At 39.0% G+C, this 15,544-nt stretch carries 12 protein-coding genes; 1 reads left to right on the top strand and 11 read right to left on the bottom strand.

Annotated features, from left to right (window positions below; translation table 11 throughout):
- Positions 1-153 precede the first annotated feature (153 nt).
- From HUN01_RS29045 to ilvN, 8 genes are all read right to left on the bottom strand, one after another.
- The gene (locus HUN01_RS29045) at positions 154-1,374 is read right to left on the bottom strand and encodes an O-antigen ligase family protein (protein WP_181929071.1); all 1,221 of its coding nucleotides are present in this window, start codon (positions 1,372-1,374) and stop codon (positions 154-156) included.
- Positions 1,355-2,503, bottom strand: coding sequence for a glycosyltransferase (locus HUN01_RS29040; RefSeq protein WP_181929070.1), 1,149 nt, complete (start codon positions 2,501-2,503; stop codon positions 1,355-1,357). Before HUN01_RS29040 ends, HUN01_RS29045 begins: the two co-directional genes overlap by 20 nt.
- Positions 2,504-2,604: 101 nt before the next feature.
- Positions 2,605-3,741: a glycosyltransferase family 4 protein gene (locus tag HUN01_RS29035; RefSeq protein WP_181929069.1), complete on the bottom strand. Its 1,137-nt coding sequence runs from the start codon at positions 3,739-3,741 to the stop codon at positions 2,605-2,607.
- A 223-nt stretch (positions 3,742-3,964) separates the two neighbouring features.
- Positions 3,965-5,353 (bottom strand): murein biosynthesis integral membrane protein MurJ, encoded by a 1,389-nt coding sequence (gene murJ, locus HUN01_RS29030; RefSeq protein ID WP_181929068.1) that lies wholly within the window; start codon positions 5,351-5,353, stop codon positions 3,965-3,967.
- Positions 5,354-5,517: 164 nt separating this feature from the next.
- Positions 5,518-6,312, bottom strand: coding sequence for a hypothetical protein (locus HUN01_RS29025; protein WP_181929067.1), 795 nt, complete (start codon positions 6,310-6,312; stop codon positions 5,518-5,520).
- Positions 6,313-6,367: 55 nt separating this feature from the next.
- Entirely contained in the window at positions 6,368-7,420 is a 1,053-nt protein-coding gene (locus tag HUN01_RS29020; RefSeq protein WP_181929066.1) for a glucosamine inositolphosphorylceramide transferase family protein, read from the bottom strand.
- A 27-nt stretch (positions 7,421-7,447) separates the two neighbouring features.
- Positions 7,448-9,466: a polysaccharide biosynthesis protein gene (locus HUN01_RS29015; protein ID WP_181929065.1), complete on the bottom strand. Its 2,019-nt coding sequence runs from the start codon at positions 9,464-9,466 to the stop codon at positions 7,448-7,450.
- Positions 9,467-10,747: 1,281 nt separating this feature from the next.
- Entirely contained in the window at positions 10,748-11,266 is a 519-nt protein-coding gene (ilvN, locus tag HUN01_RS29010) for an acetolactate synthase small subunit (protein WP_069069184.1), read from the bottom strand.
- 270 nt (positions 11,267-11,536) lie between these two features.
- Here ilvN and HUN01_RS29005 point away from each other — a divergent pair, with 270 nt between their 5' ends.
- Complete coding sequence (locus HUN01_RS29005; protein ID WP_181929064.1) at positions 11,537-11,905, top strand: BON domain-containing protein; 369 nt, start codon at positions 11,537-11,539, stop codon at positions 11,903-11,905.
- A gap of 133 nt (positions 11,906-12,038) precedes the next feature.
- Here the strand turns inward: HUN01_RS29005 and HUN01_RS29000 are convergent, their stop codons facing one another.
- The 3 genes from HUN01_RS29000 to HUN01_RS28990 all read right to left on the bottom strand — a co-directional run bounded on the left by HUN01_RS29000 (position 12,039) and on the right by HUN01_RS28990 (position 15,502).
- Positions 12,039-12,944: an alpha/beta fold hydrolase gene (locus HUN01_RS29000; RefSeq protein WP_181929063.1), complete on the bottom strand. Its 906-nt coding sequence runs from the start codon at positions 12,942-12,944 to the stop codon at positions 12,039-12,041.
- A 133-nt stretch (positions 12,945-13,077) separates the two neighbouring features.
- Complete coding sequence (gene bioU / locus HUN01_RS28995; protein WP_181929062.1) at positions 13,078-14,100, bottom strand: (S)-8-amino-7-oxononanoate synthase BioU; 1,023 nt, start codon at positions 14,098-14,100, stop codon at positions 13,078-13,080.
- Between the two features lie 778 nt (positions 14,101-14,878).
- Positions 14,879-15,502 (bottom strand): class I SAM-dependent methyltransferase, encoded by a 624-nt coding sequence (locus tag HUN01_RS28990; RefSeq protein ID WP_181929061.1) that lies wholly within the window; start codon positions 15,500-15,502, stop codon positions 14,879-14,881.
- Between the last annotated feature and the right edge of the window lie 42 nt (positions 15,503-15,544).

Here is a 15,544-nt window from a genome sequence, read left to right as displayed (position 1 = left end):
CCAAGGGGGGATTAAGGGGGGTAATTACCGTAGCCTTTTTAAGGGGGGAAATGGAATCAAAGTCCCCCAATTTATCGGAGGATTTAAGGGGATCTAAAATTTTTGATACCAACAAGATAACTTTTCAAACATCCTCTGACATTTTTTTGATTTTCATGGTGAATTTCCTACTTTAAATCTTTGCTCTAACTGAATCGCCGCAGTCATAGCAGCCATTAATGAGAACATGATTAGGATGTAGCGTTCTTCTAAAATATTATGGCTAAATAGTCCCCAAAGAAGAATAAAAGCAGCAAAAGCCAAGCCAATATATTTAGTTTCTCCACGGGCATCTTGTATTACTGCATATACTAATACAGGTAAAATCAAAGCGCCTAAAAATCCGTGGTCTGCCATGTAGTATAAATAGATATTGTGTGTAGATATATTCATATTCCAGGTTAAAGTTGAAGCAATTCCATTACCAAAAATTGGATGCTGAGTAAACATCTGCCAAGCTAATTGAGCCACTTCTAAACGCGAATCAGCAGAATCTTCAGAATCAGAAGTTGAAACGTTTTGGAACCATGAAATTCTTTCAAGAGAGTTTTGATTCAAGCTCAAATTTTGTAATAGTTCTTCTGACCATTGTGAGCCTAAACTAATAATTATTGTTCCTACTCCCAACACCCAATAAAGTAATTTATTCAGATGCAGTACACGGGTGATAGTAAAAATAATAACTGTAACTAACCAGCCAAGAATAGCTCCTCTAGAAAATGTCAGCAGCACCCCGATACCGATGATAGATACGAAAGGCAAACGATATATTGGTTGCAATAGACTCACACTAAAAATCATGCCAAGTACCAATGCAGCCCCATCATTATTGGGATTTAGATAAAATCCGGCAGACCGGCCACCAGTGCCTAATGAATTAAATGCAATTGGATTAAAAAACTCATAAATGTTGTTGAAGACAGCCATTAATACTGCAATAAAAATTGCCCATCTAGTCCAGAGATGAATATTATTGTTGTTGGAGAAAATCAGGGACATTATTATGATAAATATCACTGACAAAATTCTTTTCCTTAATTCTTCAACAATAATTTCAGTAGGTATTGAAAATAGTATGAACCATAAAAAAGAAACAGCGAGAAAAACAATACACCAAATAATTACAGGACGTGGGATGTATTTTTTATTTGAAAAAAGCAACGGGGTGGAGGCAATACCAAAAAAGATAATCCAATACAACGGAGGTTGAGATAAAATTCCTGATGTATATAAATAAGAATTAATTTCTGTGAAAAAAGTGAAAATAGCAACTATTGCCAGGGCACATTGATAATAAAATAGTAAATCTATTTTTTTACTTAGAGATGAATTCATGAGATAGACCAAGTAAAGCGGCTTCGGTTTTAAGGGCTAATTGAGCTACTGAGAAATAGTCAATAATTCGCTGTCGAATTTGAGTGCGATCGCACCCATAAATACCAATAGTTTCTATCAGCTTTTTCATAGTATTTTTCAAAGCCTCTGGATTTTTAGGAGGTACTACTACATCTGTATCACCAACAATCCAAGCAGAATCACCTACATCTGTCACCACACAAGGTACGCCGCAAGCCATCGCTTCTCCAATTACATTGGGAAATCCTTCTGTATAGGATGAAGAAACAACAATATCTAGGGCATTGTATATTGCAGGCATATCTGTACATGCTTTTACCCAGATCACTTGATCAGAAATACTTAATTTATTAGCCCGTTCGTACAACTCCTGTGCATATTTTTCTGAGCCACTACCCACACAGACGAAACGGATATCCTGTCTCTCTTCAAAGAGTAATGCTGCTGCTTTAAGAAATGTGGGATGGTCTTTCCTTATATCTAGTCGTCCCACTAAACCGATTAAAATCATGTCTTGATAAATTCCCCATGAGCTTCGTATTTTTATCCGATCTTTTTGATCAGGTTTAAATAATTCGATATCAATACCATTAGGAATTACCGTCATCTTATTAGCAGGAAATCCATGAGCGAGGTAATATGTTCGACCAGCATAAGAATTAACAATAATTAGGTCAGCAAAGCGAGATAAAAGACACTCTAACTGGAAAAGTAAACTCCCTAACCAATCGTAAAAATTAGATTCTACGTTAGATGAGCGTATTCCCCAAATCATGCGGGTTGAGGGGAAAAAAGGCTTCAAGAAGATAGTGATTAAATTCGGTATTCCAATATATCCATGCAATATATCAGGATGTATACCTTGAAGATGCTGAAGAAGATCCCAAAAGAAGCCAAATAAATGCCAGCGCCCTTTTTTATCCAAACAGATTATAGGTATTCCATTATCTTTTAAGTCTTTATCTAAAGATAATAAACTACTAGGGTAAAAGCATAAAACAGTTATATCAAAGTATTGTTTATCAAGAGCTTTTACTAGTGTTACTAATTGTCTTTCTGCTCCTCCATAGTTAAGGTCACGAATGAGGAATACAATCTTTTTTTTCATATTTTTGAAAATAGAAATTAGTTACTAAATCTGAAAAACCTCTCTCTAAATCTCTCTCCTAAAAGGAGAGAGACTTTGAATTTCCCCCTTCCCGCGTTGGGTTAGGGGGTTAGGTTTTTCGTGGGCTTTTCCATACGTGAAAAGTCAGTAATAACTTCAGCTAAGACTTCTTCCCACATTCCCATAATTTTCTCTACGCTGAATCGTTCGATTATTTCTGGCGCACGAACAGCTAAAGATTTCCGTTGTTCTTCATCAGATATCAGTCGTTCCATTGCTGCGGCTAATGCTGACACATCTTCATTTGGAACCAAGATGCCATCTATGCCATCACGAATAATCTCTCGTGGGCCACTGGGACAATCTGTAGAGATGACTGGTAATCCAGATGCCATCGCTTCGCAGAGGGCATTAGGAAAACCTTCAAAGCGGGAAGACATAACAAAAATCTCCGCTTGCTGCAAAAAATCATAGTTATTTTTCACCATTCCAGGGAAATAAACGCGATCGCTCAATCCAAGTTGGTTACGCAAATATTCCAACTCTGGGCGTAGTTTACCGTCTCCCAAAATTGTCAATGTCCATTCTGGATAACGATTATTCAGTTGTGCAAAGGCTTGCAGCAGTAAATCAAAGCCTTTCTCTGGGACAAAGCGTCCCATTGCAACGAGCGATCGCTCTCTTAAAACTTTGTCCGATGATTGTTTTTCTATCGGTGGTAATACAACCATATTAGGGATAATACAGCTATTATTTTGTAGCTCTAATGGGAAACAATCTCTTGCTATTTTAGTTTGAAAAACAATCCGATCTGCAAATGGATAAGTCTGTTGTCGTAGTTGTTTCCAAGCCCCACCTAAATAACTTTTTATTGGATTACTACGTTCAGATATCACCACTGGTATATTCAACCATCGCGTTGTTAATAAAGTGATCGCATTAATTTTAGACATGAAACTAATCACAACATCTGGTTTGCTGTTGATAATTGCATTCCGTAATGTTCCGATGCGGTTCAAATTATTATAGATACCGATAATCGCATTGGGAGATTTGCTAGCGATGCCTAACGGAGTGTACAGAACACGACTATCTAAATCAAATTGGGGTATTTTATTGTCATCAAATGTCAATATAGTAATTTGCCATCCCTTGGCTGCCCAGTAATTTGCCATGATTGACATGACACGTTCCGCACCACCATAAGTCAGTGAATAAATAATTAGTGTTAGTCTCATTTTTGTAAATAAGATATTTTGTAAGTAGTGAATTTGTTTCAATTTGCAGAATAATTTATAAGAACAATTCAGAACTCAGGAGTCAGAATTCAGTATTAATTCTGTACGAGTGGGTGACGAATATCGATTAAAACTGTACAACTCTTAGAGACGCTAACGCCCGAAGTCAAGCGAAAAAAATTAAAATATTCTCGCCTTAAAACTCTATACCCTTATGGGTAGATTATTCTGAATTCTGAATTCTGTATTCTGACTCCTGTTTGATTAGTTTTTTATTGGAAAAATAGGTTAAGAAGAAGAATGAAAAAATATAAACACAAGCAGTAGATAAAGCGATACCTGTAACACCAAACCATTGCATAAACACATAATTCAGAAAAATATTGATGGTTAAGTTACAAGCAGATCCCCACATCAATATATGATTTAATTGCATTGCAGAAATTAACCTAACAGCCAAAATTCCTGCGACATAAAAAGGTATTTGTAAGGCAAAGTAATTTTGGATTTGAGCTACTAATTGAGTATCGTTAGCTGTAAACGAACCTCTTTGAAAGAGTATCTGGACTATAGACTCAGAAAATATAAACAAGAATCCTGCTAGTAAAGTAGTCGTGACAAAAATGATTTGCATATATCGCTTAAGTGTGCGATGTGTACCTATCCAATCCTTAGAAGCTACCATTTTGGAAAAATAGGGAATCACAGCAGTACTTAATGCTGTGGTAGCTAAAGATATGGGGAAGGCAATGAGCTTGTTACCGTAACTCAGTGCTGCTACACTACCAGGTGACAGCATTGCTGCCATAGATTGATCTACTAGATTTGTGCTACACATCAAAAAGCCACCTGCAATCATTGGTAAATACTGGCTAACAACCCGACGCAGATGAGTATCAAACCCATACCATTTGGGAAGCCATGAAATGCCTTGTCGGTGTAGTGCTGCTCCTAAAAGAGTTATTTCTACTGCTGCACCGCAGACTAACCCCGCAGCTAAAGCGAAAATACCCCAAGATTTGAGCATTAAGAGCAATAAGACGCTAATAGTTGGAGTGAGAATAGGTGACAAAGCTGCTATAGCAAAACGCTCTCCTGCGTTCAATACAGCGCTCCAGATGATAATAATCCCACTTAAGAGAACAAAAGGTGCGATCGCACAGAGCAAATGAAAAGTCATATCTAACTTTTTGGGACTGAACCCAGCAGCAATATATGGTAAATACAGGTGGGCACTAGCTACCATGACTATTGTCGTGATTCCTAATAGTCCCAAGCCGCTGATTGTGGCTCCAGAGAAAAGCCTTTGAGCTACTTTTATACCTTCCTGCTCTCGTACCTGCATATAGACGGGTATAAGAGCAGTATTAAAAGAACCAGCAACGACATTAATGATAAAAGAAGGAACCAACAAGGCAATTAAAAATGCATCTAAGTCGTCTCCAGTACCAAATCTTTGAGCCACCACCAATTCTTTACCTACAGCCGCAACTTTCACCAATCCTGTTAATAAACCAACTATCATCGCTGCACCAAAAATTTGGCGATTGATAGAGCCGCTGGTCAGTTGCTTCCAGTAGTCAACTAAGCTTTGCAAACGCCACATTTTCATACCGTATTGGGAAGAATTTAGGGATTTCCAAGAAATAAATTATCCAATCTTGTGGGGTGGGCATCTTGCCCGCCTTTGACTATGGGCGGGCGAGATGCCCACCCCACAATAAATAGTTGTATATTTTTTATTTTGGAGTCCCTTAGAATTATTCAATCCGAAATCTAAAATCTAAAATTCGATAAGCGTGGTAATGGTAATTGAGATAAACTCATATAAATTTTCAACAAATGTAAATATAATTTGCCCTTTATTGTGATGCCATTAATACAGTTAAAATTCTTGACAATTTCTCCACCAAATTTTTCTTTAAACTGATTAATACCTAGTTTCTCCTGATCTGTGTTTCCGGTATACCAGCCTCCAAAATCATAAACGGAAATTCCTAAATTTTTAAATCTCACTATATCCTGCCAGTGATGGTAACGATTCGCTCGTCCTAAAATCGATTGATAGGAAGTATCATTACTATTTTTAAGTGAAGCAGAATGCAAAAGGCGAACTCTATTATGACTACAATAATAAACGTGCCAAATTAAAGATTCTCCATTTTGTAACTTGATCCGGGAAATATCAATGGCGCCCGCATTCACACGATTTTGTAGCTGATTTCTATTAATCTTAGATAACCCTTTTTGGGAAGCAAAGGAATCATAAAAGTCAGAAACTTCGTTGATAATATCAGAGTTTATATGCTCAAAGTATTCATAAACAACCTGGTCTTTTTGCTCTGCTCGTCTAATCTTATATCTATCATTAATACTAATACTTTCCCATAGTTCATCCTGACTTTTAGTTAGGTCAATTAATCTTGTATGAAATTCATCAGACTGACCACCTTTAATCGGGTGTATCCATTGTCTGTAATGGAGTACATCCACATTACTTAATTCTGGTGGATCTTCATCAAACCAGACTTCTCCCACTGAAAAGATAAATTTCTTTGTAACAATCAACATCTGTTTTTTCCTTAATTGATGATGAAAATTCAATTCATTAATACAGTAAAAAGTCTTAATTATCAATCTTGAAACGAGCATTTATCCGTTTTTGCAAAATTGCTAATATTGAATTTTGTTTGATAACTAATCTATCTCGCTTTCCATCCACACATGCTATCCATTTATTTGTGCCAATTTTGTGAGGATCAATATGGTGCATACCTATTTGATTCCAACCCATTCCACTTGCTTTGATAACTGGATTTCCTTTAACTGCTTTCTCTTGATAACTTGTCGTTGTCAGTTCAGTGATTTCAAATGCTCGAACTTTATTCCCATAAATACGCTCACAATCCTGGGTATATCTAATAATTTTGTCATCGAGTACTACAACTCTACCGGCTGGTCTTGTGTTGTTTTTATTTCCCTCAATAACAGGACTTTTAGGATGCTCAATCCAGCCACCTGTCAAATCTTGAGAATAATAAAGACGCAGAATATTCCGGTCTTCTGATGTTGCAGTCAATAGCCACCACAGATTATTGTATTGAAAAATACTAGGATCTACAAAATCCCTTTTATCAAGTAAGGTTTTGATAAACGTCCATTTTTTTGGGAAATTAGTTGCTTTATATAAACGAATAGAATCGGCTTGAGAAGTTTCTGGAATCATATAGTATTCGTTTTGAAATTTGAACACGTATGGATAAGATAAGTGAAACGTTTCATCAAGTATAATTTGTTGGTAATTCCATTTATATGCATCATTGCTAGTTGCTAATCCGATTACTCCTTTATTTTGAAGACCATTTAGTACTTCAAAAAACATATACCAAATGCCATCCTCACAAACCATAAATGGGTCAGCAACAAAGTGAGCGGGGACATCTGTGATATCCTTAGCGGTCAAAACTGGATTACTGATTTTTTTTGGACAAGCAAAATCAAAAAGAGATTCACCTGTATAGATTCCAATTGACCAGTCACTTCTTCTTGTGACAAAAGTCTTGGCTATATTTTTAATTCCAGTCAAATATCTATCGTTAACTCTAGAGAATTTATCCAATACTTGTAATCTACTATTGGTTTGATAGTTTTTATACATATTTATTCTTCTGCCTTCCATTTTAATTTTGTCATTGTTGTACCCTATTTACGGTTTTACCTGTGCCAGTATTCTGACAGAAGTATTGCTGGGAATATTTGCTGCTGCATAACTTTCTAAGTGTTTTGGTTTATATCCTGGCACTAGTTCTTCAAGCAAACGCAGAATAAAACTCGTATCGTTTTTAGCTGCTGCTTGACATAAAGTCGCTACAGTAATAGACAAATTTTCTGGAATCATCTTACTAGCATTTTTTACTACTAACAGTTTTTCGTGTTGGGTTGGTTCATATTCTTCTCCAGGAATAAATAATTCCTCAAATAACTTTTCACCTGGACGTAAACCAGTAAATACAATCTCAATATCTTGGTTAACTTCGTATCCTGAAAGGCGAATTAGTTCTTTAGCTAAGTCAACAATTTTCACAGGTTTACCCATATTCAACATTAAGACTTCACCACCACGACCAAGTACAGTAGCCTGCAAAACTAGTTGAACGGCCTCTGGAATTGTCATGAAATAACGACGAATCTCTGGATGGGTAACGGTTACTGGGCCGCCTGCTGCAATTTGTTTTTTAAAGGTGGGAACTACACTACCCCGACTACCTAAAACGTTGCCAAAGCGCACTGTAACGTAGGGTTTACCACTTTCTCTTGCGGCTTGCAGCACTAACATTTCAGCGACTCTCTTACTAGCACCCATAACATTAGTAGGATTAACTGCTTTGTCTGTAGAAATCATCACGAAATGTTTCACATCATATTGCAGTGATAGTTCTAGTAAATTTTTTGTCCCCATGACATTGTTGGTGATTGCTTCAACTGGATTTAATTCCATCAGAGGGACGTGTTTATGAGCCGCAGCGTGAAAAATTACATCAGGTTGGAATAGCTCGAATGCATGTTCTAATCGAGACTTAAAGCGAATATCTGCAATAAAGGTTGAAATACGAGGAGTGTCTCTTAAAGATTTACCCTCATTTTCGATAACTTGAATAAGTTGTTCTAGTTCTTGTTGGATATTGAACACAGAATTTTCTCCATGTCCTACAAGGATCATTTCAGCAGGATTGCATTTAAAAATTTGACGGCAAAGTTCGCTACCAATTGATCCACCTGAGCCTGTGATCAGTACTGTTTTACCTTTGAGAAATTGAGCAACTTGATCAATATCTATTTGTACAGGTTCTCGTCTGAGTAAATCTTCAATTCGTACATCCCGGATGCTGTCAACTCGCACACGACCATTGAGGATTTCATGTATGCCTGGTAAAGTGCTAGTTTGAGTTCCAGTTGCTTTGCAAATATCTAGAATTTCCCGAATGACTCCACCTGTAACGGTAGGCATCGCAATGATAACTTTATGAATTTTGAGAGATTTTAAAACATCAGGAATTTGATAGCGATCGCCTACTACAGGAATACCACGTATATATGCACGAAACTTGCGCGGATCATCGTCAATAAAAGCAACAGGATGAAACCCTAATTGAGGATTTCTTTGCATTTCTTGTACAAGAGAGACGCCAGCATTGCCAGCACCAACTATCAATACACGGTCTTGTGGCTTAAATACTGTATGTTGCTGGCTGATTCTTTCTACAATCCGAATACTGAAACGCAACCCACCAATAAAAATACACGAAAGCAAACCGTCGATTAATGGTAGTGATTGTGGCAGTTTATCCATTGCTAAATACGGTATAAATCGCATAGCATCAAAGAATACAGCTTGAACTATTACCGCAATACCTATTAGCACAGTTATGTATAGAAGTTCCTCAATACTGGCATAGCGCCAGTAAAGTCTATAAAAACCAAAATTCCACAATACAGTTAGTTTGACTGCTAAAAAAAGTATTGTTGCAATTCCTAGTCTTGCTTTATACTCTTGGATGGAAAAATTGCCATTTAAGCATAGATTGAGAGCAAAAAAGGCTGTAAATGAAAAAACAATAGTATCAAAAAGAAACAAATGTTTGTTTTTTAAATCTAGCAATTTTATCAACAAGCTGCTAATTAATTTTTGAGGTAGCCAGTGAGAAACAAATAATAAGCAATCCATGTATGTAAAAACCTCTAAGACAATTTAAGTAGGTAATCATCTCAATTAAGTAGAATATTCCAAGTTTTCTAGACAAGTAAATATAGCCAATTAAGCCATTTAAAAAATGTTCTTACTGTCAATTTACCCTATGGATATAGGAATCATATTTGATTTCTGAAAATATTTCAGTAGGGTGTGTTATGCCGTAGGCTAACGCACCATCCGAAGATTTTGGTGCGTTACGGAAGCCGTAACACACCCTACATATACTTAGATTTTTTCATAAATCAAATACTAGTCCTATATAATCGTTTTAGGGAATTTAAACCTGTCACATTTTACTAAATTAGCATTAGACTATCAATGTCTATAAATAACTTCTATAAATCAAGACAGTTCAGCTGATGATTATTTTTCTATCCTTCCAGCGATGTTGTAAATAGCTTGCTTATGTATTATTTTATTCAATGATTTGTTGCGTTGCTGCTCAATTCAACATTTTAAATCAAGCAATAGCTATGTTGAATACTATTAGTAATAGTATAGAAATCATATTTAATTTATGAAAAAATCTCAGTTGTCTTGTAGGGTGTCTTAGCAGAGCGTAACTCACCACAAGATTGGAATGATGCCGTACTCTCAGCGATGACACACTCTACGTGTATTTCAAAAATCAAATACTAGTCCTATAGCTGTTGTTAATGTTTTATCTTTCAAAGCTGTTCCAGATTTAATTTGCATAATTAGGGCGGACAAGATGCCCACACAAGAGTTATATAACTTTTAGATATGCAAACTAAATGTGATTTAGCTTATTAACTTTGTAGCAGTTTTTTATTAGTTGCGTCATGCCAATTTGGCGTAACTTATGCATATAAAAAGACATAACCGCAGATGCTTAACTGTATGCTAGTAGTTATTGTTACTTCTCTATTGATTTAAACTTGCAAAAGTCCCTGATCCCCCTTAAAAAGGCTTGCTCTAATTCCCTCCTTTTTAAGGTTAGAGAGAATCAAGTTTTAACCCAGGCGTATTCTCTCAAGAAGGATATTTATTTTTTCGGCGTTGCTGAATCAAGGGATGATTTTTGTAGGGTGGGCGTCTCGCCCGCCCTGAAATACAAGGGACGGGCAAGATGCCCATCCCACAAAACTAGCAAAATCATCCCGCAAATATGCAACGCCATTTTTTCCAGTTCTTAAAGCAGAAGTCATAGTAACAATTGCCACTATGACTTCTACTGTGTTTGATTTATGTGCTTGCTGTTGAGTATTTCTGAGTCTTGATTGAAATTCCCAACTAAACCTTTGCTTCCAAAGATTTGAGTAACTCAGTATTCACACCCGACTCACGAGTTAGGGCAATTTTGCCAGTGCGGGCAATTTCTTTCAAACCAAATTTTTGCAACACCTGCACGATCGCTACCATTTTACCTGGATCTCCCACAACTTCTAAGGTGAGAGAATCTTCCGCCACGTCCACGACTCGCGCCCGGAAAATCTGAGACAGTTCGATCACTTCTGAGCGATTGCTGCTACTAGCATTGACTTTCAAAAGCATCAATTCCCTCTCGACGCAAGGAGTTTCGGTAATGTCCTGTACTTTTAGGACATTGACTAACTTGTACAGTTGCTTGGTGAGTTGCTCGATAACGCGATCGTCACCAGGGACTACCATCGTAATTCGGGAGACTCCTCCTTGTTCAGCAGGGCCAACAGCAAGGCTTTCAATATTAAAGCCGCGACGCGCAAATAAACCAGAAATGCGGGAAAGAACACCCGCCTCATCTTCTACAAGAACCGAAAGAGTATGTTTCATCTTCGCCAACAGAGGCTAGAGCAGGAATTGAGTAACGCAGACACTAGCTAAGGGCTACGCTAGAGGTACTACCGCACTAAATTGTTAGTGCGACCTTCTATTTTAAACTTAATGGTTGCACTCATTGCATTCTCTAAAGATAAATTGGACAGAAATCATACTCCCAGCATGAATTGAATGGAATGTATATCTTTTCATTGGCAGATGCCGAACTTCTGTAAACCTTTTATACTTACGTTTGATGAGTCTCTAATTAGGAGAAAAGTTTATATGAGTTGGTTAAAAAGACTGTTTGGAATGGAAAAACCTCAAAATGCAGAAGTAAATCCGACTGCACAGGCCATACCGCAAGCTCCAAGTACTAGCGTTGCATCTACTGCTACTCAATCTATACCCCCAGAACGTCTGGGATTAAACGGGGAATACGACCAAAGTGGCTTGGCAAAACGGGTAGCGTTGGCATTTGATGAAGATCCCCAACTCGATGATGTTAACACCCTTTGGGTAGCTCAAACGGGTAGCACTGTAGTGTTGAAAGGTAAAGTTCCCAGTCAAGAAATTCTTAATAAGATGGTTTCTGTAGCCAATTCTGTGCATGGTACTACAGATGTAGACACTAACCAAGCCACGATTGGCTAAGTGTCAAAGAATTTAAAGGTATTAGTGATGCGATCGCTCCCATTGCATAATATTTAGGGAATATTAGGGAATATCCAACAGTTGGCGATGGCTACGGTGGGCTTCTCTACGAGACGCTACGCGAACGCCTACGCTAACCCATCTTCTCAATCCAATCTAAAATAGCTTGGTTGACTTGTTCTGGACATTCATCATGGGGACAATGCCCTACATCCTCTAGATTCAGCACTTCCAGTTTCTCGTTGTACTGGGCAAATTGACTAGCAAGGGCTGGCGGAACAAACCGATCTTTTTGTCCCCAAATTAACAGCATCGGAATTGTTAAGGTTGGTAACACTGTCTTGACACTGGGACTAAAATTAATTCCGATCGCAGCTTTGAACAAAGCACTAAAGGCCCTAGCAGAACCCCGGTCTTGGGGAGGCCCTGCTAAAATTTCGATCAGTTCATCGGTAATCGCCTCTGGGTTAGCGTAGGCAAGACTAGCCCAGCGGCGCAGCACCCCAGGACGGCGCACGAAGTTAAACACAGGTTTAAGTATCAACGGCGAAGCGACAACATTTTTAATTGCTCTGACGAGTGGGCGCAGCACAGGAGGAATTGCTTCTTGTTCTAATGACGGGTCAGGTAAACTCATCATCACCATACCTCGCACCATATCAGGATGGGTGGCAGCAGCAGCCATAGAAATCAGTGAACCGTTGGAATTACCTATTAATATTGCTGGTTGACGGATAAATGTTTTCCAAAAATCATAAACTTGCTCTACCCAGAGTTCAATGCTGTAATTAGCTGCGGCTTTTTCAGAAGCGCCAAAACCCAGCATATCGATGGCGTAAACTGTGTGATGCTCACCCAACACCTCTAAATTATGTCGCCAATGACCAATGGAAGCACCAAAGCCATGTAATAGAATTAGAGGTGTTGTATTGTGGTGATTTTGGCTAGGGCGAATGTAAGTGTAGCGGGTTTGCCAGCCGTGCCAAATCCAATCTCTTTGATTACCAACTCGTTCCTGCCAGTGTAGCGTAGTGGTCACACTTACCTCCGATTTATCAGCCTTGAAATCCCATTATAAGAATTGGGCATTGGGCATTGGGCATTGGGAATTGGGCATTGGGCATTGCTTATTCCCATTCCCCATTCCCCATTCCCCATGCCCCATTCCCTATTTACCTAACAAATTGCGGCATAATTTCGGCTGCGGTAAATATTCCATAGATGCCGCGTTGGTGCAATTGTCTACCAGCTTTGAGATAGCCGAAAGCAGGTCCGCAGACATTTGCTGCCATGCTGGTTTCATCTCCAAGAGTAAAAGTATGGGTAGAAATCTTCCCTTCAAAGGTACGTCCTGTCACCTTAACATTGGTGCTGAGGGGCTTTTTGGGATTTCGGGTATCGACTACACCACCAACTGTAACGCGATCGCGCCCCACTATCCCTGCCACTTCTAACATCACATCATCAGCATGTTCCATATTTGTCAATGTCAGCACGCCATTAGTTTTATCTAGTAGTGCTTCTACTTCCGCGTCAGTCATCGCCCTAGCAGTTTCCACTGTGTAACCAGGCATGTGGCCGATGTCCTCCCGAACGGTGGCGCGGTAAGCTTCCCAGTTAGCAATTCCCACCCCAAAGGTAATTTCAACTTGATGAATTTCGGCGTAGCTTTGGGCGGCTAAAGCTGCTGCTGCTGTTAGTAGTCCAGGTGTAGCACCACATCCTGTCATATAGGTAATCCCAGCGGCTTGCAGTTCCTCTTTCATCGCGAGGAGTTGTTCTACAGCAGTGGTGCGTTTAATCGCATCTACTAATACCCCACGCCAACCAGATTTGATAAACTGCTTGGCTACAGTGGGAATAAAATCATTTGGCAGGTTGGGTAAAGCCAAAAAATACCCATCTACAGGTTGAGCTATGTCGATTAAATCCTGAATACTTTGATTTGTTAATGTCCCAACTGGCTCTAAATAACCCACCGAACCTTCGGATTGATAGGTCGCAATGGATGCCTCAGTATTTAAACCGTCAGCAGCATAAGCGTAGCCTTTTTGATCTGCTGCTGCGACTAAAATCATTTCCCGTTTGCCAGCAACTACCTTGGCGGCTGCTTGTCCGAGTCCGCCGAAACCCAGTACTCCTACGCGTATCGCTGGTGAAATATTTAGAGAATTTTTGATTTGTTCAGAATTCATAGTCAATTCGTTAAGTTGAATCAAAAGCCTTTGGCATTCTGCATCTCAGCTTCCGGCTTTTAACTGGTGGCTGATGGCTGATAGCTCAAAGCTATAGAGATTAATTATGATTCATTATCCTGGGTTCTTTGGTTTGATATTGCAGATATTTATGAAGAAGGGGAAGGGGGAAAGGTAAAAACCTCGCCCGAAGTAAAGCGAAATAATCCAAATTTTATGGGGAAGGTAAAAACCTCGCCCGCAAGTGGCGCGACAATCATCATCCCTTTCCCCTTTCCCCTTTCCCCTTTAACCTTTTCCCTTTTCCCTTTTCCCTTTTATCTATTTCTTGCCGCGACCAGACAGGTCTTGGGTTTAAGACCCCGACCAAATTAAAAATTTGGTCGCTTTTACCTCCGTTGGAGTCTGAATCCCCAACTGAGGTAAAACCGGCGTTGCATATTTGCGGGATGATTTTGCTAGTTTTGTGGGATGGGCATCTTGCCACTGGTGTCAACTTAACGCGAAACCGCACGTCCGCCAGGGATTGTAAATCCCTGTCTCATAGCTAAAGTCCTCTGAAGAAGACTTTAGAGCGCAAAAATTTTCAGTTTACTTCAGTAGACTTGAGCAATTAGTCAGGGATTTACAATCCCTGGCGGGTGAACAACACCCAATCAGTACGCTATTTTTGGCTTAAGTTGACACTAGTGGCGAGACGCCCACCCTACAAGAATCATTCCTTGATTCAGCAACGCCGTAAAACCTTCTGCCTCCTGCCTCCTGCCTCCTTCAACCTTCACTTCTTCGCCTGTATTACTTGTAAACTACCACCTGCATATAAAGTTGGCTCACCCACTTCAAAGCCAGTCTTAGTTAACAACTCAGCTAAATCAGTTTTGAGCAATTCCCAAGCTGTTTCCGTCTCAAACAACAGTAAAAACACTGATACCCCAGGCCAAAATATTGGATTTGTCGGAGCATGAAAATCCACTAGCGTAAACACCCCTCCTGGCTTTAGCACCCGATAAACTTCATTAATAATTTTTCGTAATTGCTGAGGCTGCATTTCATGTAATGCAACACTGGTATGCACCACATCAAACAGATTATCTGCAAATGGCATCTCCTCTGCAAAAGCTTCTATATATGAAGCTAAAGGTACATTTTGCCGCGCCCGTTGTAAAGACTTGGGTGAGGCGTCTAAGCCTGTTACATTTTGTGAACTTTTTACCAAAAATTCCGTCGTTTGACCACTGCCGCAACACAAATCTAATATCTGAGTATCTGAGTGAATTGTTAAGCCTTGCAAAGCAAGTTGCCGAAAACGGGTTTCACCACCTACACTTAAGGCTGCTAAACGAGAGATACCATCATATAACCACTGATAGCGGTAACTCCAATCCCTTAAAATTGTTGCCATTGCATATTTCCTTGCTATTAAGCTTTATATTTAATAAAGATA

The sequence above is a fragment of the Nostoc edaphicum CCNP1411 genome, assembly GCF_014023275.1.
Taxonomy (GTDB): Bacteria; Cyanobacteriota; Cyanobacteriia; order Cyanobacteriales; family Nostocaceae; genus Nostoc; species Nostoc edaphicum_A.
This window is presented reverse-complemented; position numbering and strand designations above follow the sequence as displayed.

Coding starts and splice junctions, on each gene's coding strand:
- HUN01_RS29045 (WP_181929071.1), bottom strand. CDS start 1,374: ATGAATTCATCTCTAAGTAAAAAAATAGATTTACTATTTTATTATCAA.
- bioU (WP_181929062.1), bottom strand. CDS start 14,100: ATGAATTCTGAACAAATCAAAAATTCTCTAAATATTTCACCAGCGATA.
- HUN01_RS29020 (WP_181929066.1), bottom strand. CDS start 7,420: ATGGAAGGCAGAAGAATAAATATGTATAAAAACTATCAAACCAATAGT.
- murJ (WP_181929068.1), bottom strand. CDS start 5,353: ATGAAAATGTGGCGTTTGCAAAGCTTAGTTGACTACTGGAAGCAACTG.
- ilvN (WP_069069184.1), bottom strand. CDS start 11,266: ATGAAACATACTCTTTCGGTTCTTGTAGAAGATGAGGCGGGTGTTCTT.
- HUN01_RS29015 (WP_181929065.1), bottom strand. CDS start 9,466: ATGGATTGCTTATTATTTGTTTCTCACTGGCTACCTCAAAAATTAATT.
- HUN01_RS29040 (WP_181929070.1), bottom strand. CDS start 2,503: ATGAAAAAAAAGATTGTATTCCTCATTCGTGACCTTAACTATGGAGGA.
- HUN01_RS29005 (WP_181929064.1), top strand. CDS start 11,537: ATGAGTTGGTTAAAAAGACTGTTTGGAATGGAAAAACCTCAAAATGCA.
- HUN01_RS29035 (WP_181929069.1), bottom strand. CDS start 3,741: ATGAGACTAACACTAATTATTTATTCACTGACTTATGGTGGTGCGGAA.
- HUN01_RS29025 (WP_181929067.1), bottom strand. CDS start 6,312: ATGTTGATTGTTACAAAGAAATTTATCTTTTCAGTGGGAGAAGTCTGG.
- HUN01_RS28990 (WP_181929061.1), bottom strand. CDS start 15,502: ATGGCAACAATTTTAAGGGATTGGAGTTACCGCTATCAGTGGTTATAT.